Source organism: Thiosulfatihalobacter marinus, assembly GCF_016019955.1.
Lineage (GTDB): Bacteria > Pseudomonadota > Alphaproteobacteria > Rhodobacterales > Rhodobacteraceae > Shimia > Shimia marinus_A.
The window spans coordinates 447,455-469,011 of sequence record NZ_JAECRZ010000002.1 but is presented as its reverse complement, the minus strand read 5'-3'; the positions used below and the strand labels follow the sequence as shown (position 1 = coordinate 469,011).

Below are 21,557 nucleotides of genomic sequence, written 5' to 3'. Positions count from 1 at the left end.
CGCACCTGGGTGCGCACCGAAATCGGCCCCATCGCCTCGCCCGACCTGATCCAATGGGCCCCCGGCCTGCCCAAGACACGCTCCGGCAAGATCATGCGCCGCATCCTGCGCAAAATCGCCGAAAACGACTACGGCGCACTCGGCGACACCTCAACCCTCGCTGACCCCTCCGTCGTCGACGACCTCATCGAAAATCGCAGGAACAAGGGGTAAGGGCGGATGCTGGACACAAAGACAACCACCGCCCCCGTCCTGATCCTGCTTGGCCCGCCGGGCGCGGGCAAGGGTACCCAGGCCCGGATGCTGGAGGACAGGTTTGGCCTCGTGCAACTCTCCACCGGTGATCTCCTGCGCGCCGCCGTGGCCGCGGGCACCGAGGCGGGCAAGGCCGCCAAGGCCGTGATGGAAGCGGGTGATCTGGTCAGCGACGAGATCGTCATCGCCATCCTGCGGGATCGCCTCGCCGATGCCGATTGCGCCAGCGGCGTCATTCTCGACGGGTTCCCGCGCACCACCGTACAGGCCGAGGCGCTGGACGCGCTGCTGGCCGAGAGCGGACAAAAGATCAACGCCGCCATCAGCCTTGATGTGGAAGACGCCGCCATGGTGACACGCATCTCGGGCCGCTACACCTGTGGCGGATGCGGCGAAGGCTATCACGACATGTTCAAGCAGCCCGCCGTCCAGGGCGCCTGCGACAAATGCGGCGGCACGGAAATGAAACGCCGGGCCGACGACAACGCCGAAACCGTGGCCAGCAGACTTGAGGCTTACCACGCGCAGACGGCACCGCTCATTGCCTATTACGACGGCAAGGGCGCCCTGCAACGCATCGACGCCATGGGCGATATCGATGCCATCGCAGGGGATCTGCGCGCGATCGTCGCATCGGCGACCGCGTAAAGGGGAAGTGCAAGGGCGCACCGGGATTTTCCGGCGCGAACTTGTGGAGGAAACGGAAACGAGGGAGGAGCCATAATGGCCGACAACTCATCCAACACTGCCTACTGGTCCGCAAATGTGCGGATCATTCTGATCAGCCTCGTCATCTGGGCGCTGGTCTCTTTCGGGTTCGGCATTCTGCTGCGTCCGATGCTGTCCGGCATCGCCGTTGGCGGCACCGATCTGGGCTTCTGGTTTGCCCAGCAAGGGTCGATCCTGGTCTTTCTGGCGCTGATTTTCTTTTACGCCTGGCGGATGAACAAGCTCGACGCCGAACATGGCGTTGAAGAAGAGTAAAGGGACACACAAACAATGAGTCAGTTTGCAATCAACCTGCTGTTTGTTGGCGCGTCCTTTGCGCTTTACATCGGCATCGCGATCTGGGCCCGCGCGGGTTCCACATCGGAATTTTACGCCGCAGGACGCGGCGTTCACCCTGTCACCAACGGCATGGCCACCGCCGCCGACTGGATGTCGGCCGCGTCGTTCATCTCGATGGCCGGCCTCATCGCGTTCACCGGCTATGACAACAGCTCCTTCCTGATGGGCTGGACCGGCGGCTACGTGCTTCTGGCCCTGCTGCTTGCGCCCTACCTGCGCAAATTCGGCAAGTTCACCGTGTCGGAATTCATCGGCGATCGCTTCTACAGCCAGACCGCACGCATCGTCGCCGTGATCTGCCTGATCGTCGCCTCGACCACCTATGTGATCGGTCAGATGACCGGTGTTGGCGTGGCCTTTGGCCGCTTCCTGGAAGTCTCCAACACCACCGGCCTTCTGATCGGTGCCCTGGTGGTCTTTGCCTACGCTGTTTTCGGCGGCATGAAGGGCGTGACCTACACCCAGGTGGCTCAGTATGTCGTGCTGATCATGGCCTACACCATCCCGGCCATCTTCATCTCGCTGCAACTCACCGGCAACCCGATCCCGGCGCTGGGCCTGTTTGGCGATCATGTTGCCTCGGGCGAACCGCTGCTGGCCAAGCTGGACGCGATCGTTCAGGAACTGGGCTTCAACGAGTACACCGCACACAAGGCCGACACCTTCAACATGGTGCTCTTCACCCTGTCGCTGATGATCGGTACCGCGGGCCTGCCCCACGTGATCATGCGCTTCTTCACCGTACCGCGCGTTGCTGACGCACGCTGGTCGGCGGGTTGGGCACTGGTGTTCATCGCCCTGCTTTATCTGACGGCTCCGGCCGTGGGTGCCATGGCGCGTCTGAACATCACTGAAATGATGTGGCCCAACGGCACCAATGGCGAAGCGGTTTCGGTTGAACAGATCGAAAACGAGCCCCGCTACGACTGGATGGCGACCTGGCAGAAAACCGGTCTGCTGGACTGGGAAGACAAGAACGGCGACGGCAAGATTCAGTATTACAACGATGCGAATGCTGACATGCAGGCCAAGGCGGCTGAAAAGGGCTGGGAAGGCAACGAACTGACCAAGTTCAACCGCGACATCCTGGTTCTGGCCAATCCTGAAATTGCCAACCTGCCCTCCTGGGTGATCGGTCTGGTCGCTGCCGGTGGTCTTGCCGCCGCGCTGTCGACAGCCGCCGGTCTGTTGCTGGCCATTTCCTCGGCCGTATCGCACGACCTGATCAAGGGCGCCATCAATCCGGGCATCTCGGAAAAGGGCGAGCTTCTGTCGGCACGGATCGCAATGGCCGTTGCCATCGCAGTTGCAACCTATCTGGGCCTCAATCCTCCGGGCTTTGCCGCGCAAACCGTGGCGCTGGCCTTCGGATTGGCCGCGGCGTCGATCTTCCCGGCGCTGATGATGGGTATCTTCTCGACCAAGATCAACAACACCGGCGCCGTCGCGGGTATGCTGGCCGGTCTGAGTGTGACCCTGATCTACATCTTCCTGCACAAGGGCTGGTTCTTTGTTCCCGGCACCAACAGCTTCACGGACGCCGATCCGCTGCTGGGCACCGTCAAGTCGACATCGTTCGGCGCCATCGGTGCGGCTGTGAACTTTGCCACCGCCTACATCGTGGCGGGCGCAACCAAAGAGACGCCGCAGGAGATCAAGGATCTGGTCGAAAGCGTTCGCATCCCCAAAGGTGCCGGCGCGGCCCAGGATCACTGATCGTGGCAACGTGGTGGGCCGCGCTGCGACCCACCGCCCTCTTTCAATAACGTCCCGCCCGGTGCATTCCGGGCGGGACAATTTTCTTACAGGTGCGCCCATGCCGCTGACCCAAGACCAGATCACCCGCTTCCTGTCGTCGGTTCACCCCTACGATTCCCTGCCGCCGGACGCGCTGCCCGGCATCGCCGCACAGTTCGAGGCGTGGGAGGTCGAAACCGGTTTCTCGGTCTATGACCGGGGCGACACGCTCGCGGGCCTGTTCCTGATCTACGAGGGCGGTATCGAGATTTCAGACGAAAACGGTGTCGTGGTCTCCCATTTGGGCCTGCGCAATTCCTTTGGCGAACGCGGTCTGATGCGCGACGGTACCGCCGTCACCAGCGCCCGCGCCGATACGCATTCCATCCTTCTGATGCTGCCCGCCCCGCAATTCCACGCCCTGATCGAAACCCATCCCTCGGCCAAGCGGTTCTTTGACCGCTCGCGCGGCAGCCGCAAGGCGCAAGAGGCCGATCTCGCCACCAGCCGGGTCGATACGCTGATGGCGCATGATCCGGTCACGATCTCCGCCAGCGACACCGCCCGCCATGCCGCGCAAATGATGCGCGAGCACCGGATTTCTTCGCTCTGCATCGCGCGGGACGGCGCGCTTCAGGGCATCGTCACCAACCGCGATCTCGTGGCCAAGGTGATGGCCCCCGCCCTGCCCTATGACACCCCGGTCGCCGAGATCATGACCAGCGCGCCCCTTTCGCTGCCCTCTACCGCCATAGGCTCGGACGTGCTGCACGCCATGATGGAGCACCGCATCGGCCATGTGCCGATCGTAGATGCCGGGCAGTTGGTCGGCATCGTCACCCAGACCGATCTCACCCGTTTTCAGGCCGTCAGCTCGGCCGAGCTGGTGTCCGAACTGGCGCGCGCCGACACGGCCGAACAGATGGCCAAGGTCACCGCCCGCATCCCCCAACTGCTGGTGCAACTGGTGGCTGGCGGCAACCGCCACGAGATCGTCACCCGCCTGATCACCGATATCGCCGACACTGCCACCCGCCGCCTTCTGGCGCTGGCCGAGGCAAAACTTGGCCCCGCTCCCGTGCCCTATCTCTGGCTGGCCTGCGGCTCGCAGGGGCGCCAGGAACAGACAGGCGTGTCCGATCAGGACAACTGCCTGATCCTGGACGATGCCGTCACCGACGAGATGCGCACCGGCTATTTCGCAGATCTGGCCCGGTTCGTCTGCGACGGGCTGGATGCCTGTGGCTATTTCCATTGCCCCGGCGACATGATGGCGACCAACCCGCGCTGGTGTCAGCCGGTCCGCGTCTGGAAAGGCTATTTCAACGGCTGGATCAACAAACCCGATCCCGAGGCGCAAATGCTGGCCTCGGTGATGTTCGATCTGCGCCCCATCGGCGGCCATGTCGATCTGTTTGCCGATCTTCAGGAAAACACGCTGGAGGCAGCGGCCAGGAACTCGATCTTCGTGGCGCACATGATCTCCAACTCGCTCAAGCACCAGCCGCCCCTCAGCCTACTGCGCGGCTTTGCCACGATCCGCTCGGGTGAACACAAGAACCAGCTTGACCTGAAACATAACGGCGTCGTGCCGGTGGTCGATCTTGGCCGTGTCTACGCCTTGCAGGGCCGGCTGACCCCGGTCAACACCCGCGCCCGTCTGGAAGCGGCCGAAACCGCCGGCGTGCTCTCCACCTCGGGCGCGGCCGACCTGCTGGATGCCTATGACCTGATCGCCGAAACCCGCCTGGAACATCAGGCCGCGCAGGTGCGCCAGGGCCACAAGCCCGACAATTACCTCAGCCCCGCCGACCTTTCCGATTTCGAACGCAGCCATTTGCGCGACGCCTTCGTCGTGGTCAAATCGCTGCAATCCGCGATCGGCCACGGGCGCGGGATGCTCAGCTGATCCAAATCTGCGCCGCCCCCGGCCACAGGAAATACCGGGACCGGCGCGCCAAAACACCAAAGGGAGGACGACCATGTTCCTGGAACTCGTCGCCACGTTCATCGCCGGCATCGCCGCCGCCGGCCTGATGATGCTGATCAACCGCCTGACCGGGCGCCGCCTGCCCAAATGGCTCATCCCGGTCGCCGCCGGCGGCGCCATGCTCGCCGCCACGATCTCCAGCGAATACGGCTGGTACGATCGCACCATCGCCACCCTGCCCGAAGGGTTCAGCGTGGTGCAAACCGTTGAAAGCAAGGCGCTCTACCGCCCCTGGACCTATGTCAAACCCTACACCGAACGGTTTGTGGCGCTTGATGCCGCCTCGATCCGCACAAATCAGAACCTGCCCGACATGCGCATGGCCGACCTGTTCTTCTATGGCCGCTGGGCACCGCTCAATCAGATGACGGTCATGGCTGACTGCCTGAAAAACCGCCGTGCGCCGCTGGTCGACGGTATCGCGTTTGACGATGCCGGCAATGTCACCGGCGCCGACTGGCTTTCCGTTCCCTCTGACGATCCGCTGCTCGAATCGATCTGCGGTGCCTCGTGATGTTCACCTCGCTGTCCCTGCGCATTCGCATCCTCCTGTTCTTCGCGCTCATTGCCATCGGCGGCACCCTCATCGTCGGCCTTGCGCTTTATCTCGGCTATCGCAATGCGCTGAGCGACGGTCCGGCCGCGGGGTTTCTGCTGTCCGGCATCCTCGCCGGGTTCGGCCTGATGGGGCTGGCCGCCGGGATCTGGCTGCTGTTTGACGAAAACGTCGCCAAACCCATCGAACGGCTCGCCGCCACCATGCGCACCCACGCCCATGCCCGCCCCGACACGGGCGTGGACAAACACGCCGCCCGCTACCTGGGCGACCTCGCCCCCGCCGCCGAGGCCGTTTCGACCCAACTCAGCCAATCCGCCCTTGGCGCCGCCGAACTGGTCGCCTCCGAAACCCAACGCCTCAAGGAAGAGAAACAGCGCCTCACCGCGCTGCTCACCGAAATTCCCGTGGCGATGATCTTGGTAAGCCCGGCGCACCAGATCGTGCTTTACGACGGTCAGGCCGCCGAGGCGCTGGCCCAGGTCGCCCCCCCGCGCCTCAATGCCTCGGTATTCGACTATCTCGACCGCGACACCCTGATGCAGGCTCATGCACAGCTTGCCGAAACCGGCAAGGAGGTCAGCTTTCAGGCCATCGGCTCGGGCAACCGATTTGCCTTCAGCGCCCGGCTCAAGCCACTGGGCCACGCACCGGGCTACATGATCCTGATCGACGACGCCCACCTCACCATCGCCCCCGAGGCCGCACGCCCGCTGATCTACGATTTCGACCTGTTCGATCAGCCTCTGGTCACGGATGTCATCACCATGCCGATCGATAGAATGACCTTTGTCGTGTTCGACAGCGAAACCACCGGCCTCCTGCCCCACAATGACGAGATCGTGCAGCTGGGCGCCGTGCGCGTGGTCAAGGGCAGGATCGTCCCTGGCGAGGTCATCGATCAGCTGGTCAATCCCGGAATGCCAATCCCACCCGCCTCCACCAAGGTGCACCATATCACCAACGACATGGTTGCCGATGCGCCCCGGATCGAACCCGTGGCCCGCGATTTTCACCACTTCGCGCGCGATTCGGTCATCGTCGCCCACAACGCTCCATTTGATATGGCTTTCCTGCGCCGCCACGCCAAATCGATGGATATCTCCTGGGATCACCCGATTCTGGACACCGTCCTGCTTTCGGCCGTTCTGTTCGGCGCCTCCGAAACCCACACGCTCGATGCGCTTTGCGACCGGCTTGGAGTCACCATACCCGACCATCTGCGCCATACCGCACTCGGCGACGCACAGGCCACCGCCGAGGTCCTCTGTCTGATGCTGCCCATGCTGGCCTCGCGCGGCTTTGACACTTTCGGCAAAGTCATCGAACAAACCCGCAAGCACGGCCGGCTGCTCGAAGATCTCAACTGAATCGGAAGGACGCGCGGACAGAGTTGAGTATTTTTGGAACAATGAAGGGGATGGGAATGGTCCTCTTTCAATGTTCCCGAAATACTCCGGGGAGTCACCGCTTGCGGTGACGGGGCAGCGCCCCCTTGCACCGCGGCGGCGCCCCCACACTCCGCGACGGAATTCCCCCGCCCCCTTGCAACCCCGCCCAAATCGTCGCACATGAAAAAGGAGGCGCGACGCAGGACTATCATGAATATGGCTCCCGAATTTGATCCCACGGTGGAAAATCAACGCATGTACCGCGATGCGCTGGGCTGTTTTGCCACCGGTGTCACGGTCATCACCGCCCCCACGGACCAGGGGCCGATCGGCATGACCGCCAACAGCTTTTCCTCGATCTCGCTCGACCCGCCACTGGTGCTTTGGTCCCCGGCCAAGCATTCGCACCGCTACCCGGTCTATGCCGCGGCCAGACGCTTTGCCATTCATGTGTTGCGCGCCGATCAACAGGCTCTTGCGCTGGATTTCGCCCGCCGGGGCGACGCGTTCGATCAGGTCGCCTGGCGGGCCAATGCACATGACGTGCCCTTGATCGACGATTGCCTGGCCCGGTTCGAATGCCGCACCCACGCCATTCACGATGGCGGTGACCATGCCATTGTTGTGGGCGAAGTTACACATGTCGCGCTCAATTCGGGCACGCCGCTTGTTTTTGCGCAACGCGCCTATGGCGGTTTTGCGCCCAAAGCCTGATCGCGCCAAAACCGGTTTGGCGTCGCAATCAGGTCATGCCACTCTGCAATCAACCGACAGCCCCTACAGGAGCCCCCATGGAAGACGTGCCCGGCCATAACAGGCCCTCCAGTTTCGATGCCATGCTCGCCGCCACCACACCGCTTGATCCGATTGTCACCGCCGTAATTCACCCCTGTGATTCCGCCTCGCTCATCGGAGCGCTTGAAGCGCGCGACAAGGGATTGATCACGCCGGTTCTTGTTGGCCCGCCCGACCGCATTCACGCCACCGCCACCGAGATCGGCGCCGACCTGACAGGCGTCGAAATTATCCCCTCCAAACATAGCCATGACAGCGCCGCACGGGCCGTCGCCCTGGTGCGAGAGGGGCGCGTGCAGGCCCTGATGAAAGGCGCTTTGCACACCGACGAAGTGATGAGCGCCGCCGTGGACAAGGCGACCGGCCTGCGCACCGAACGCCGCATGTCCCATGTTTTCGTGCTTGACGTGCCGCGCTACTCCAAGCCGCTTCTGATCACCGACGCCGCGATCAACATCTACCCCGATCTGCAATGCAAGGCCGACATCGTTCAAAATGCGATCGAGCTGGCCCATGCCATTGGCGTCGACCTGCCCAAGGTCGCGATCCTGTCGGCCATCGAAACCGTTTATCCCAAGATCCCGTCCACGGTCGAAGCCGCCGCTTTGTGCAAAATGGCCGACCGGGGCCAGATCACAGGCGGTCTTCTGGACGGGCCGCTGGCCTTTGACAACGCCATTTCCACCCGTGCCGCCAAGGCCAAGGGCATCATCTCGGACGTGGCGGGCGAGGCCGATATCCTCGTTGCCCCGGATCTGGAGGCCGGCAACATGATCGCCAAACAACTGATGTATCTGGCCGGGGCGGACAGCGCGGGGCTGGTGCTGGGCGCACGCGTGCCGATCATGCTCACCAGCCGTGCCGACGGCACTCTGTCGCGCCTGGTTTCGGCGGCGCTTGCGCAACTTCTGGTGCATGACCGGCTGGGAAAGGGTCTGATGTGACAGGCACGCTCCTGGTTCTCAATGCCGGGTCCTCCTCGATCAAATACGCGCTTTATGGCGCCGAGCCCGGCCTGCCGCGCCATGTGCATGGTCAGATCGACAGGATCGGACTGGCGCCCCAGCATCGTGGTGACGGCGACACCCGGCCCCTGCCCCTGGATCCCGGCGCCGGTCACGGCGAAATCCTCGACTGGCTTTCCGGCCACCTCGCCCACACCCACCCCGGCCTGAACATCATCGCCGCCGGGCACCGCGTCGTGCATGGCGGCAAGGACTTTACCGGCCCCACGCTGATAGACAAAGACGTGATCACACGCCTGCAACGGCTGGCCCCTCTGGCCCCCGGACACCAGCCGCACAACCTTGCCGGCATCGCCGCCGTCGCCCGGCGCTGGCCCGACATTGCGCAGGTGGCCTGTTTCGACACCGCCTTTCACCGCACCCAGCCCCGCGTCGCCCAGCTCTTTGCGATTCCCCGCGCCCTGAGCGATGACGGTGTGCTGCGTTACGGGTTTCACGGGCTCAGCTATCACTATATCTCCACCCGCCTGCCAGACATGCTCGACATCCCCGAGGGCCGCGTGATCGTCGCCCATCTGGGCAATGGCGCGTCGATGTGCGCGCTGCATCAACGGAAATCCGTGGCCACCACCATGGGCTTTACCGCGCTTGACGGTCTGGTCATGGGGCGGCGCTGTGGCGAACTGGATCCCGGCGTGATCTTTTACATGATGCGCGATCTGGGCATGTCCGTGGCCCAGACCGAAGACATGCTCAGCCGCCAATCCGGGCTGATGGGCGTGTCCGGGATCAGTTCCGACATGCGCGATCTGCTGGCCTCCGACGCGCCCGCCGCGCAAGAGGCCGTGGACCTGTTCGTCTATCAGGCGGTCAAGAAAATCGGCGCCCTGACCGCCGCGCTGGGCGGGCTTGATGCGCTGGTCTTTACCGGCGGCATCGGCGAAAACGCCGCCCCGATCCGCGCCCGTATCCTCGAAGGCTGCGCCTGGCTGGGCGCCACGCTTGATGCCGCGGCCAATGCCGCCCATGCCCCCCGCATCACCACCGCGCAAAGCCGCCTGGTCGCGCATGTGATCCCCACCAACGAAGAGGGCATTATCGCCGCCCAAACCCTGTCCCTGACCGGCTGAACCGCCACATCGCGCGAATTGCCCTGTTGCCAGTTACAAAACAGGGTGCTTCCATGCGCCAAACGGAGGACCCGGAAATGAGCGTCAAGAATATCCTCGTGGCCTATAGTGGCGAGTACATGCACAGCAGCGCGCTGCGCCACGCGATCAACATCACACGCTATCACGACGGCCACCTGACCGGTGTCGTACGCCACGGGATGCCCAAGATCCAGAAACGGTTTGCCGGTCAGGTGCCCCAGGACATTGTCGAAATGCTGGAACAGGCCGATGCCGACCGCATTACCGAAATCCGGTCATTGTTTGACGCCATCGTCGCCAAATCCGGGCTGTCAGAGCGCGCCGATTTCGTCGATCTGGAAACATCGGCGGGGCACTCATTGACCGCCTATGCCCGCCATTTTGACCTGATCGTCACCGGTGCCCATACCGAGACCGGCGAAGAACACCTTGCCGCTGATCCCGACACGCTGACGCTCTATTCCGGGCGCCCGGTCCTGGCTGTCCCGCCCGATTACAAGGCCGAAGGCGTGGCCGATCACGCGCTGATCGCCTGGGATGGCAAACGTTGCGCCGCCCGCGCCCTGGGCGACGCGATGGACATTCTCGAAGACAAGGCCCGCGTCACCGTGCTTGAGGTGGGCAAGGATACCGTGCCCGGCACCGACACTCTGCTGCGCAATCTCGAACGCCACGGGATCGATGCCCAACTCGTCAACAAGCCCCGTCACCGATCGATCGCGCAAACCGTTCTGGAAACAACCGGCGAGGTCGGCGCGCGCCTGATCGTGATGGGCGCCTACGAACACTCGCGCTTTCAGCACAACCTGATCGGCGGCGTGACGACCGATGTCATGGCCAAATCCACCGTCCCGGTGTTTCTCTCGCACTGACCCGGCGCCGCGCCGGTTTCGCACCGGCGCAAGACCGACAAGAAACCGACGTGATACCGATGCCGGTTTGCGGCCCGCCTACAGGTCGATCTCGATCACGCCGCCGGGCTTGGCGGCCCGGCTTTGGCACAGGATGATCGCGGTTTCGCGCTGTTTCTTTGACAGCACGAAATCGCGGTGCTCCACCTCGCCCGACACCAGCCCGCATTTGCACACGCCGCAGATACCGTCAGAACATTTCACATCCACGTGGATACCGTTCTCCGCCAGCACCTGGGTTGCGATTTTATCCGCAGGAACAACCAGTTCCCGCCCATCCTTCAGGCGCAGGGCAAAGTCGTGATTCTCATGATCCGGCTGCTCTGGCACGCTGAAATATTCCAGGTGCCGGGCCTCTTCGGGAAAGCCCTGCCGCTCTGCCGCGGCCATCACCGCGTCCATGAACCGATCCGGCCCGCAGGTATAGACATGCCATCCCGGCTGATAGCCGCTCAGCACCTGATCCAAATCGGCCCGCGTGCCCTTGTCCGAAAAATGCAGATGCACCTTATCTTTCCACGCCATTCCCTTGAGATCCTTCAAATATCCGGCTCCATCCTCGCGGCTTGCCGAATAGTGCAGCTCGAAATCCGCACCCAGATCATGAAGCCGGTGGGCAAAGGCGATCATCGGCGTGATGCCGATCCCGCCGCCCATCAGAAAGGTCCGGGTGGCGGTCTCGTCCAGCTCGAAATGGTTGATCGGCTTGCTAATGAAAACTTTACGTCCTTCATGGAAAATGCGGTGCATCAACGCCGATCCGCCGCGCCCCTCATCCTCGCGCAGCACCCCGATCTGGTATGTGCCGCGGTCCCCGGGATCGCCCGACATCGAGTATTGGCGCAGGAATTCCGGCGCCACCACCACGTCCAGATGCGCACCCGCCGTCCACTCCGGCAGCGGCTGACCGTCAAGCGAGGAAAACTCGTACTTGGTCACATCCGCCGTCATCTTCTCGACCTTGCTCAGCGCCACCCGCACCACCGGCGCGTCGCCCGGCACGGTATAACGATGCACCACCGACATGTCGCCCTGTGCGATCCGGCGCTTGTACTCCTCGGCGCAAACCATTGAGTCATAGGCCTGAATTCCGGCCTCCCTGTCCATTGGAAACGGATATGGCCATGGATGCGGCGCCAGCGGCGCGGGGTAAACGGCCAGCGTCTGGTCCTCGTATTTCAGGTTCAGATCGGTCTGCAAACCGCGACGGTTCACCTCATTTCGCGTTGGCCGATAGGCCCCATCTGCCTCCAGTTCGATGTCCCACCACCATTTCTTGACATCGTTCAGCCCGCCATTGCCCGCCATGTCATCCAGCCGCGCCAAAGGCCGCGCCAACACCGGTATATGCGATGCGGCCCAGCGAAAGGGCGCCTCGGCAAACAGCCCTTCAAGGTTCCATGGGCAGGTCTTCATGCACCGCCCACACATCGCCCCGCCTTGGGTGGTGATCCGGTATGTGGCGCATTTCTGGCTGTCCGATTTCCAGATTTCATAGCCGTTGAACATCCGCTTCGGCCCGGCGGTAATTGCCCCGCTGGGACATTCGCGGGCACATTTGTTGCAGGCCTCGCAGAATTTTTGCAGCCCGAAATCAATGGGTTGATCGTGGTCCATTGGCATATCCGTGGTCACGACACCCGATTTCAGACGCGGCCCCAGATAGGGGTTCAGGATCACTTCGCCAATCCGGCTTACCTCGCCCAGCCCGCTCAGCAGCAACAAGGGCGGCTGCAACACCTCGCCGTCCATTACCGTATGCGCCTTGGCCTTGTAGCCAAGGTTGCGAATCTGTTGGGCAATCACACCCCCCAGCAGCGAAAACCGCAAATAGGCCCGCATGGATTGCGCCACCGAAATCCAGTCATCCCCGCTGGCGCCTTCCATGGTTTCATAGCCCTGATCCACGATCATGCTGATCGCCTGATCATGCGGCGGTGTGATCTCTTCGCCGGTGGCGTCATGGCTGTACCATGCCCAGTCCGGACACCGGCTCAGCCCCACGGCATCCACCCCCAGAAAATAGGTCGCCGCCTTTAGGTTTGCCGCATTACGCACTGAATCCGTTTGCTTTTCCACCGTTGCCGATGGACCATCCTGCAACAGGACAAACGCCCCCAATGCCCGGCGCTGCGCAAAGCTGGGCGCCGCCTTGCGCGCGTAATACCCGCCCTTGGCATTGTCCTGCAGTGTCTTGCCCATGTCGCCAAACTGCGCCCGCGCAAACATGTCCGCCCGCTTGGGCACCCGTGCTACCCGTGCCTCGTCGATATAGGTGGTCGGTTCCTTCACCCGCCTGAGCCTCTCGAACGGGTGCGCGCCCCTGGCGTAATCCCGGTTGCGGAACGGATCCCGGTTCAGCGCCGATTTGGCAAAGCCCTTGCCCAGCCACCACGCCGGCCCCTGCGTGCGCAACCACGGCTGCTCTGTCATCGGCTGCAGCGGCGCATCATGCGCCAGCTCCATGTCCGTCGTCACCACCGCCAGACCGTATCGCGTGCCCAGCCACGGCGCCACCGCCCGCCCGTCCTCGATGCTCAACAGCCCCGCCGCCACCCCCAGCCGAACCATGTCCACATCGCTGGACGTTGCCGTATGCGCCTTGGCCCTGAACCCTAAAAGCCTGATATAATTGGCAATAACCACCGCGGTTTCGGTGGCGCGCAGACAGGCCCGGTGATCCTGCGCGTCCAAAATCCAGTCGCTGCCCGGCTCGCCGCGCTCGGGATCCCGCCAATGCTCGATCAGAAAAACAACGCAGTTTTCCTGCCCCTCGATCCCCGATGGCGGCGCCTCCATGCTGTCCTTGAGATCGGCCATGATCACATCGATCCCGCTGGCCAGCGTCTTGGTCTGGCGGGTTTTCAGCGCCTCGGCCAGCTGGTCGATATCCGGGCTGCGCCGGGGCCGGTCCAGTACCGCCACGCGCGGCACCGGTCCCACACCAACCATTGACGAATCGTTGAAATACCCGAATGCTTTCAGATGGTTGGCCCGCGCCACCGGATCGGCGGGAATCTCCGAACGCACCGGATTGACCAACCCATCGCGAATCGCATCCATCATCGCCTGAAACGCGCCCATCGCATTCACGATGCTTTCGGGCTGCTCTGGCCGGTGAAAGCTCAGCGGCGCGTCCCCCGCCAGCGCGCCAAGATCCGGCATCGCCCCGCGGGCCAGCCGCTCCAGCGGATACGGCCCCAGATGCACCGGACGGTCCTTGTCCGAGAAAAACCTGATCCCCATGCGCCCTCCCCCAATCTGCCTGCATTCTGCACGCTTAACAGGTTAAGAACAAGCGTGACTACAGCCCCAGCAACCGCGCCGCGTTGCCCTTGATGATATCCGCGCGCAGCTCGTCCCGGATGGCGATCCTGTCGAAATCACTTAGCCAGCGTTCCGGCGTGATCATCGGCCAGTCCGATCCGAACAGAACCTTCTTCTTCAGGATCGAATTGCAATACCGCACGAGGATTTCGGGGAAATATTTGGGCGACCAGCCAGACAGATCAATATAGACGTTCGGCTTGTGCTGCGCGACGGCCAGCGCCTCTTCCTGCCAGGGAAAGCTGGGATGCGCCAGGATGATCCTCAGGTCGGGGAAGTCCACCGCCACGTCATCCATATACATCGGGTTGGAATATTTCAGCCGCATCCCGTTGCCCCCCGGCATCCCCGATCCCACACCCGTCTGCCCAGTATGGAACAGCGCGATGCCGCCCTCGTCCTGGATTGCCTCATACAGCGCATAGGCCATGCGGTCGTTGGGATAAAACCCCTGCATCGTTGGGTGAAACTTGAACCCCTTGATGCCGAATTCCCGCATCAACCGGCGCGCCTCGCGCACGCCCATCTTGCCTTTCCAGGGGTCGATTGACGCAAACGGGATCAGAACATCGTCATTGTCCGCCGCCAGGTCCGCCACTTCCTCGTTGGCATAGCGCCGATAACCGGTCTCGCGCTCGGCATCGACGGGAAAGATCACGGCGGCAATGTTCTGCTCGCGGTAATGTTGCGCCGTTTCGGGAATGGTCGGGGGGTGTTTCCACGGTGCGCCGAAATAGGCCGCCATGGTGGATTGCAGATCGTCATAACCATCATCCCCGTGACAGCCACAAGGCTCTTCGGCGTGGGTATGAATATCGATCGCGCGAACCCTGGAGATATCAACCATTTTCTTTCCTCTTCCTGTGCGAAGACGCCCGTCCGGGCGGATGAGCCGCCGCGCCTCAAATCCTTGCAACGGCGGGATCATCCGCCGAATATAACCGGTCCAGCAACACCTTGCGCCGCTCCAGAACGCGGCGATGGTTCAGATTGCCCTTGGCGGTCATCTCGCTCTCGGCCATCGATGGCGGCTCTGCCATCACCATGGCCCGCGCCACCCGTGTCGAACTGCCCGAAACCTCCCGGTCGCGCGCCGACAGCCGCCGGCGGATTTCGCCCAGCAACCGCGGATCGTTCAACGCGCCGTCCTGCGCCTCGTGGCCAAGCCCTTCAGCCTCCAGCGCCGCCATATCGGGAAAGATCATCACGCCAATCTCGTCCCGATCCGCGCCCGCCACCACCAGATCGGCCGCCAGCGGCGCCAGACAGGCCAGCATCTCCAGCCGCAATTGACCTGCGCGCACCCATGTGCCCGTCAACAGCTTGAAATCTTCCGATATCCGCCCGTCAAACCGCATCCCCCGGGACGGATCGTCGGGATCGACAAAACGCATCGCATCGTCAGTCACAAAAAATCCTTCACTGTCAAATGCTTCGCGTGTCTTCCTGATGTTTCGAAAATAGCCGGGCATCACGTTTGGCCCCTTCACCCGTACTTCGCAGCGCCCGTCCGCATCCGGCAAAAGCTTCACCGTCACCCCCGTCATCGGCACCCCTACCACGCCGGACCGGTCCGTCGGCTCGTGCTGGATCATCGTCGCCGGCGCGGTTTCCGTCAGCCCCCAGGACGAGGTCATCAACGGCACCTCGCCACGCTGCTCGCGCGCCATCGCCCGCAACCCGTCCCAGATATCCTGCGGCAATGACGCACCGGCGTAAAAGATCATGTCCAGGTCTTCGAAATAGCGCCGCCGCAATCCGGCATCCCCTTCCAACGCCCGCAGCAACATGCCAAACCCGACCGGCACGTTGAAACTCAGCGTGCCCGCCCTCAGCCCAAGGTTCTCCAGCGTGCGCCCGAACAGGCCCGCCACCGGCTTGCCCTCGTCGATATAAAGCGAGCCGCCATTGGCCAGCATCATGTTGAAATTATGTGACCCGCCAAACACGTGGTTCCACGGCAGCCAGTCCACGATCACCGGCGGGCGGGCTTTCAGGAAGGGCAGCGCGTCGGCGATCATTGTCTGGTTGGCGCACATCATGCCATGGGTCGTCATCACCCCCTTGGGGGCCGAGGTCGATCCGCTGGTCATCAGGATCTTGACCACCGAATCCGGTGTCAGCGCGTCAAAGGCGGCATCCACATCCGCCCCCACAGCGCCCCGCAGCAGATCGTCAAACGGCGTCACGCCGTGCCGCCCATGGGTGCGGCTGGCGACGATCTCGATGCCCTCAAACGCCTCCAGCGCCAGCGCCGCGCCATAGTGCGCCGCATCCACCGCATAGGCCATAGCGGGCCGGATCAGCTCGATGGCATGGCGCAGCCGCCCATGCGCCCCGTGGATCAGGGAATATTGCTCGGCCACCGGCACCGTGGGAATGCCCGCATATTGCCCGGCCAGCGCCAAAAGCCCGTGATCCACCCCGTTGCCCGACAGGATCAGGATCGGCGTATCCGCGTTCAGCCCCCGCGCCAGAAGCGCCCCGGCCAGCGCCCGAACCTTCTCCAGCGCGCCGCCATAGCGCTCCTCGCGCCACCCGCCTCCGCTGCGCTCCGCCAGAAACACCCGCTCCGGTGCCTCGATTGCCCAGCGGTGCAGCCAGTCGCCCGTGCGCCGCGCCACCGGCCCCATCGCATGGCCCGAACGATACAGACAGGTTCCGTCCGCGCGGGTCTCCAGCGTGACCTCATGAGGCCGGTATTTCGCCAGTTCCACCATGCTACGCCCCTCCCGCGCCGTGCCGGATCGCCGCCAGCACCCGCAGCGCCGCCGCCCGGTCCGCCGCGCTCACCCCGGCCAGCATCCGCGCTTCATGCGCCGCCACTGCCGCCGTGGCCTCGTCAAAAAGGGTGCGCCCGGCCGGCGTGGGCCGCAACGCATAGGCCCGCCGGTCACTGGGCACCCGGTCCCGTGTGATCAGCCCGCGCTCTTCCAGATCGTCCAGGATCACCACCAGATTGGGCCGCTCGACCGCCAGCGCATCCGCCAGCTGCGATTGGCGCAATCCCGCGTTCGCCACCACCATCGCCAGCGCCGAAAACGTGATCATGCGCAGCCCCAGCGGCGCAATCGCACCGTTCATGTCGCCCATCAACACGGTCTGCGCCCGCTTCAGATGATAGCCCAGGAACCGCGCCAACACCGCGTCCGACACATCCACCTGCGCCGCCGCATCCCTGATTTTGCGTTTTGCCATGGACATTACCCGAATTTCGGCGCGCGCTTTTGCAAAAACGCCTGCAAGCCCTCCTGCGCATCCGGGCTGGTATGGGTCAGCGCCGCGCACAGGCTCTCGGTGAACAGCCCGCCCTGCTTGTCCATGTCCTCGATCCGGCTCAGCGCCTGGATCATGATGTAATTGGACAAGGGCGCATTTCCGGCAATCCGGCGCGCCATTTCCTGCGCCCGCTCCAGCGCCGCGCCTTCCTCGACCACGTAATGCGCCAGCCCCAGCGCCAGCCCCTCCTCGGCCCCGTATTTGCGCCCGGTCAGCATCATCTCGATCATCCGGTCCGCCCCCAGAATGCGCCCCACCCGCACCGAGGCGCCGCCGCCCACGTAAATCCCGCGCCGCCCTTCGGGCAGTTGGAAAACGGCCGACGGCTCGGCAAGACGCACATGCGTCGACGTGGCGATCTCCAGCCCGCCGCCGATCACCGCCCCCGTCATGGCCGACACCACCGGCAGCCCGCCATACTGCACCTTGTCCAGCACCGCGTGCCAGCCGCGCGAATGGCGCATCGTGCCTTCGGCGTCGCGCGCCACATGCTCGCTCAGGTCCAGCCCAGAGCAATAATGCCCCCCGCTCCCGGTCAGCACCGCCGCCTTCACACCCTCGGGCACATCGGAAAAGAACGCATCGATCTCACCAAACAGCGCATCACACATGGCGTTGCGCTTTTCGGGCCGGTTCATCGTCAGCGTGGCGATGCCGTCCCCCCCAATCTCGACCTTCAGCATTTCCCCCGACATGCGCCGCTCCTGTCTCGTGGTAGTCTATAATGATTATACTTTATAACTTATTTGTCAAAAAGAAAGAGGGGCACCGCCTCTCTTCCCTTGTTTTCAGCCCCTTACGGGATCAGGAACAGCGTGATCGCCGGGAACGCCACCAGAAGCGCCACGCGCAACAGGTCGCTGGTGACAAACCACATCACCGCCTTATAGGTCTCGGACATCGGCGTCGTGCGGTCCATGGCGTTGATGATGAACAGGTTCATCCCCACCGGCGGCGTGATCAGCCCCACCTCCACCACGATCAGCACCAGAATCCCGAACCAGATCGCCACATGCTCGGGGCTCATGCCGAAATCCAACACGCTGATGATCGGGAAAAAGATCGGGATCGTCAGCAGGATCATCGACAGGCTGTCCATCAGGCAGCCGAACACCAGGTAAAACGCCAGGATGATCACCAGAACCGCCCAGGGGCTCAGCCCCAGCCCCACGATCCAGCCCGCCAGTTCCTGCGGCACCTGCGACAGCGCCAGAAACGAATTGTAAAACCCGGCCCCCAGCACGATGAAAAAGATCATCGCGGTGCTCATCGCGGTGGCGATGATGCTCTCGAAAAACACCTTCCATCCCAGATTGCCCGAGATCAGCGCGATAACTCCGGTGCCCGCCGCGCCCACGGCGGCGCCTTCGGTTGGCGTGAACCAGCCCAGATAGATGCCGCCCACCACCAGCCCGAACACCAACAGCACCGGCCACACATCCAGCAGCGCCCGGATGCGCGCGCTATAGGGCACCGGCGCGCGGGTGCCGGCGGCCTTGGGATTGACCCGCACATAGATCGAAATCGTCAGGATATATCCCATCGCCGCCAGAATGCCGGGCACAAACGCCGCCAGGAACAGCTTGGCAATATTCTGTTCCGTCAGGATCGCATAGATCACCAGGATCACGCTTGGCGGGATCAGGATGCCCAGCGTGCCCCCCGCCGCCAGCGTCGCGGTGGAAAACCCCCCGGCATAGCCGTATTGGCGCAATTCGGGCAGCGCGACACGGCTCATGGTGGCCGCGGTCGCCAGCGACGAGCCGCAGATCGCGCCAAACCCGGCACAGGCCCCCACCGACGCCATCGCCACCCCGCCCTTGCGGTGCCCCAGCCAGCTTTCGGCCGCCTTGAACAGCGATGACGACATGCCAGACAGGGTTGCGAACTGTCCCATCAGCAAAAACATTGGGATGATGGTCAGCGAATAGCTTGAAAACGTGCTGTAGGTCTCGCTTTTCAGCTTGGCCATGAACATGTTCGGCCCGCCCATCGCCAGATACAGCCCGCCCAACCCGCACAACATCATCGCCAGCCCGATGGGCGCGCGCAGGAAAATCAACACCAACAGGATCGGGAAGGACAGATAGCCCAGTTCCAGCATACTCAATGGACCGCTCCTTCGGACAGGGGCATGTATTTGCGCCCGGTGATCAGCTCCAGCACCCGCGCCGCCGCGCAATAAACCGCGACGATCGACGCCACCACAGCCGCCACAAAGCTCAGCCCATAGGCCCACCAGACCGGAAATTGCAGCAGAAATGACGTTTCGCCATAGCTCATCTTGTTCATCATGCCCTCATAAAGCCGGGCCGTGATCAGCACGATCAGCGCGCTCAGAACCACCTCCCAAAATGTGACCAACAGCTTGTTGACCCTCCGCGACATCAGCGAGGTGAACACATCCACCGTGGCATGGCCGCCATAAAGCTGGCAGACCGGCAGAAAGGCAAAGATCGCAAAGGCCACCCCGGCCTCCACCAGTTCGAAATCCCCGTTGATCGGCCCGACCCCGGTTGCCAACAGCGCCTCTGCCAGCCATGGCGACAAGGCGGTCAGCCAGTCGGAATGGCCGATCCCGTTCAGGCTGCGCCCCAGAATGCTCAGGCAGGTCAGGATCACCAGCGCCGTCAGCACCACCCCCCCGACAATCGCCATGAGCCGCGCCAGCCGCTCCATCCATTTCAGCATCCTGTCTCCTCCTGTGCAGTCCGCTTCCCCAGCGATATATACGACCGACCAGTCGGTCAATATCCTTAAGGCACCCGGACACTCCCCGCACCCGCCGCGCGCAACTCTTCGCCGCACTGGTTACGCCGCCCGGACGGCCCTGGACGTTAATTAACAACGCAACCATTTTTGGCTGCCTCGGGACATATTGGTTGATTTTGTAACTATCAAGCGCCAATCAAGCGTCGCTCAGGCGCCTTTTCGGGCGCCGCCTGTCACCGCGCCGTCCAGCCCGGTCGCGCCATACAGCCAGTCCACCGAGTCATACCAGTCCTGCGGCGTCCTGGCCCGCATGATCGCGTTGCGCAGCTCGGCATGGGCGCCGGCGGGATGATAGATATGGGTGCCGATCTCGCGGCTTTGCAGTTGGATGCGCGCGGTGCGCAGCCGCCGCATGTCCTGATAGGCCCAAAGCGCGCGCTCCCTATCGCCGCCGCTGGCCTCAACCTGATGCGCCAGCGCCACCGCGTCTTCCATCGCCATACAGGCGCCTTGCGCGAAATATTGCAGCTGCGGATGCGCCGCGTCGCCCAACAGCGCCACGCGCCCGTCCACCCAGTTCATCGCCGGGTCGCGGTCGCACAGCACCCACAGCTTCCAGTCGCGCCCCTTGTCGATCACCTGGCGCGCCACCGGGGCGACATGCTCGAACCCCTTGCGCACCTCGTCATGGCTCACCGGCTGACCGGCCACCGGCTCGGGCGCATCGTTGTGATATGTCACCACGAGATTGAAGAATTTCCATCCCGACAACGGGTAATGCACGATATGGCATTTCGGCCCGGCCCAAAGTGTCGCCGCGTTCCAGCGCAGGTCTTCGGGCATATCCTCCACCGGGATCACCGACCGATACGTGGTGTGGCCCGACACGCGCGGCGCTCCGTCGCCGATCACCCGCTTGCGGATATTCGACCACAGCCCGTCCGCCCCGATCAGCGCGGCCCCCGAAACGCGGCTGCCGTCGCGCAATATGGCGGCCACGCCGGTGCCGTCCTGTGCGTAATCCGTCACCTCGGCCCCGTTGCGCAGATCCACCAGGTCATGCGCCTGACAGGCGCGCAGAAAGACACCGTACAGATCGCCCCGATGCACGACCGCATAAGGATTGCCAAACCGTTCGCGAAATGCCGCGTCCAGCGGGATGCGGGTGATCTCGGCACCGCTCAGCGCATCCATCAGGCGCAGGTTGTCGATATACACGGCCATGTCGCGCGCCTGATCGCCCACGCCCAGATAGTCAAAGGCATGAAACGCGTTCGGGCCAAGCTGGATGCCCGCCCCGATCTCGCTGAACTGGCGGGATTTTTCCAGAACAACCGAGGCAACACCCTTCCGCGCCAGCCCGATCGCCGTGGCCAGCCCGCCGATCCCGCCGCCCGCGATGACGATCCGACCGCTCACG

Annotated in this window: 19 protein-coding genes; 11 read left to right on the top strand and 8 right to left on the bottom strand. The window is 63.4% G+C overall.

Going from position 1 to position 21,557, the window contains the following annotated elements; all coding sequences use genetic code 11:
* From I3253_RS05250 to I3253_RS05200, 11 genes are all read left to right on the top strand, one after another.
* Nucleotides 1–213, top strand: a 213-nt coding sequence (locus I3253_RS05250) for an AMP-binding enzyme (protein ID WP_408647777.1), incomplete at its 5' end; no start/stop codon positions are given.
* 6 nt (nt 214–219) lie between these two features.
* Nucleotides 220–903 carry an adenylate kinase gene (locus I3253_RS05245; RefSeq protein ID WP_197916578.1) on the top strand — a complete coding sequence of 228 codons (684 nt, stop codon included), beginning with the start codon at nt 220–222 and terminating at the stop codon, nt 901–903.
* A 75-nt stretch (nt 904–978) separates the two neighbouring features.
* A complete protein-coding gene (locus I3253_RS05240; protein ID WP_093092696.1) occupies nt 979–1,239 on the top strand; it encodes a DUF4212 domain-containing protein in 261 nt (86 codons plus the stop codon).
* Between the two features lie 15 nt (nt 1,240–1,254).
* On the top strand, nt 1,255–3,039 hold the full coding sequence (locus I3253_RS05235; protein ID WP_197916577.1) for a sodium:solute symporter family protein: 1,785 nt from the start codon (nt 1,255–1,257) through the stop codon (nt 3,037–3,039).
* Nucleotides 3,040–3,139: 100 nt separating this feature from the next.
* Nucleotides 3,140–4,969 carry a DUF294 nucleotidyltransferase-like domain-containing protein gene (locus I3253_RS05230; RefSeq protein WP_197916576.1) on the top strand — a complete coding sequence of 610 codons (1,830 nt, stop codon included), beginning with the start codon at nt 3,140–3,142 and terminating at the stop codon, nt 4,967–4,969.
* Nucleotides 4,970–5,042: 73 nt separating this feature from the next.
* The gene (locus I3253_RS05225) at nt 5,043–5,564 is read left to right on the top strand and encodes a hypothetical protein (protein WP_197916575.1); all 522 of its coding nucleotides are present in this window, start codon (nt 5,043–5,045) and stop codon (nt 5,562–5,564) included.
* Nucleotides 5,564–6,976, top strand: a complete 1,413-nt coding sequence (locus I3253_RS05220; RefSeq protein WP_197916574.1) for a 3'-5' exonuclease — start codon at nt 5,564–5,566, stop codon at nt 6,974–6,976. The genes I3253_RS05225 and I3253_RS05220 overlap by 1 nt, the downstream gene beginning before the upstream one ends.
* Before the next feature lie 231 nt (nt 6,977–7,207).
* Complete coding sequence (locus tag I3253_RS05215) at nt 7,208–7,711, top strand: flavin reductase family protein (protein ID WP_197916573.1); 504 nt, start codon at nt 7,208–7,210, stop codon at nt 7,709–7,711.
* Nucleotides 7,712–7,788: 77 nt separating this feature from the next.
* A complete protein-coding gene (locus I3253_RS05210) occupies nt 7,789–8,736 on the top strand; it encodes a bifunctional enoyl-CoA hydratase/phosphate acetyltransferase (protein WP_408647776.1) in 948 nt (315 codons plus the stop codon).
* The gene (locus I3253_RS05205; protein ID WP_197916571.1) at nt 8,733–9,887 is read left to right on the top strand and encodes an acetate/propionate family kinase; all 1,155 of its coding nucleotides are present in this window, start codon (nt 8,733–8,735) and stop codon (nt 9,885–9,887) included. Before I3253_RS05210 ends, I3253_RS05205 begins: the two co-directional genes overlap by 4 nt.
* A gap of 77 nt (nt 9,888–9,964) precedes the next feature.
* Complete coding sequence (locus I3253_RS05200; protein WP_197916570.1) at nt 9,965–10,780, top strand: universal stress protein; 816 nt, start codon at nt 9,965–9,967, stop codon at nt 10,778–10,780.
* A gap of 78 nt (nt 10,781–10,858) precedes the next feature.
* On the opposite strand, the gene I3253_RS05195 is transcribed toward I3253_RS05200, so the two are convergent.
* The 8 genes from I3253_RS05195 to I3253_RS05160 form a co-directional block, all read right to left on the bottom strand.
* Complete coding sequence (locus tag I3253_RS05195; protein ID WP_197916569.1) at nt 10,859–14,065, bottom strand: reductive dehalogenase; 3,207 nt, start codon at nt 14,063–14,065, stop codon at nt 10,859–10,861.
* Between the two features lie 58 nt (nt 14,066–14,123).
* Nucleotides 14,124–14,993 (bottom strand): amidohydrolase family protein, encoded by an 870-nt coding sequence (locus I3253_RS05190; RefSeq protein WP_197916568.1) that lies wholly within the window; start codon nt 14,991–14,993, stop codon nt 14,124–14,126.
* 55 nt (nt 14,994–15,048) lie between these two features.
* Nucleotides 15,049–16,866, bottom strand: coding sequence for a feruloyl-CoA synthase (locus I3253_RS05185; RefSeq protein WP_197916567.1), 1,818 nt, complete (start codon nt 16,864–16,866; stop codon nt 15,049–15,051).
* Nucleotide 16,867: 1 nt separating this feature from the next.
* A complete protein-coding gene (locus tag I3253_RS05180) occupies nt 16,868–17,344 on the bottom strand; it encodes a MarR family winged helix-turn-helix transcriptional regulator (RefSeq protein ID WP_197916566.1) in 477 nt (158 codons plus the stop codon).
* A gap of 5 nt (nt 17,345–17,349) precedes the next feature.
* Nucleotides 17,350–18,120: a crotonase/enoyl-CoA hydratase family protein gene (locus I3253_RS05175; protein ID WP_197916565.1), complete on the bottom strand. Its 771-nt coding sequence runs from the start codon at nt 18,118–18,120 to the stop codon at nt 17,350–17,352.
* Nucleotides 18,121–18,221: 101 nt separating this feature from the next.
* Nucleotides 18,222–19,535, bottom strand: coding sequence for a TRAP transporter large permease (locus I3253_RS05170; protein ID WP_197916564.1), 1,314 nt, complete (start codon nt 19,533–19,535; stop codon nt 18,222–18,224).
* A complete protein-coding gene (locus tag I3253_RS05165; RefSeq protein WP_197916563.1) occupies nt 19,532–20,116 on the bottom strand; it encodes a TRAP transporter small permease in 585 nt (194 codons plus the stop codon). Before I3253_RS05165 ends, I3253_RS05170 begins: the two co-directional genes overlap by 4 nt.
* A 228-nt stretch (nt 20,117–20,344) precedes the next feature.
* Nucleotides 20,345–21,556 (bottom strand): 3-hydroxybenzoate 6-monooxygenase, encoded by a 1,212-nt coding sequence (locus I3253_RS05160; RefSeq protein ID WP_197916562.1) that lies wholly within the window; start codon nt 21,554–21,556, stop codon nt 20,345–20,347.
* Nucleotide 21,557 lies beyond the last annotated feature (1 nt).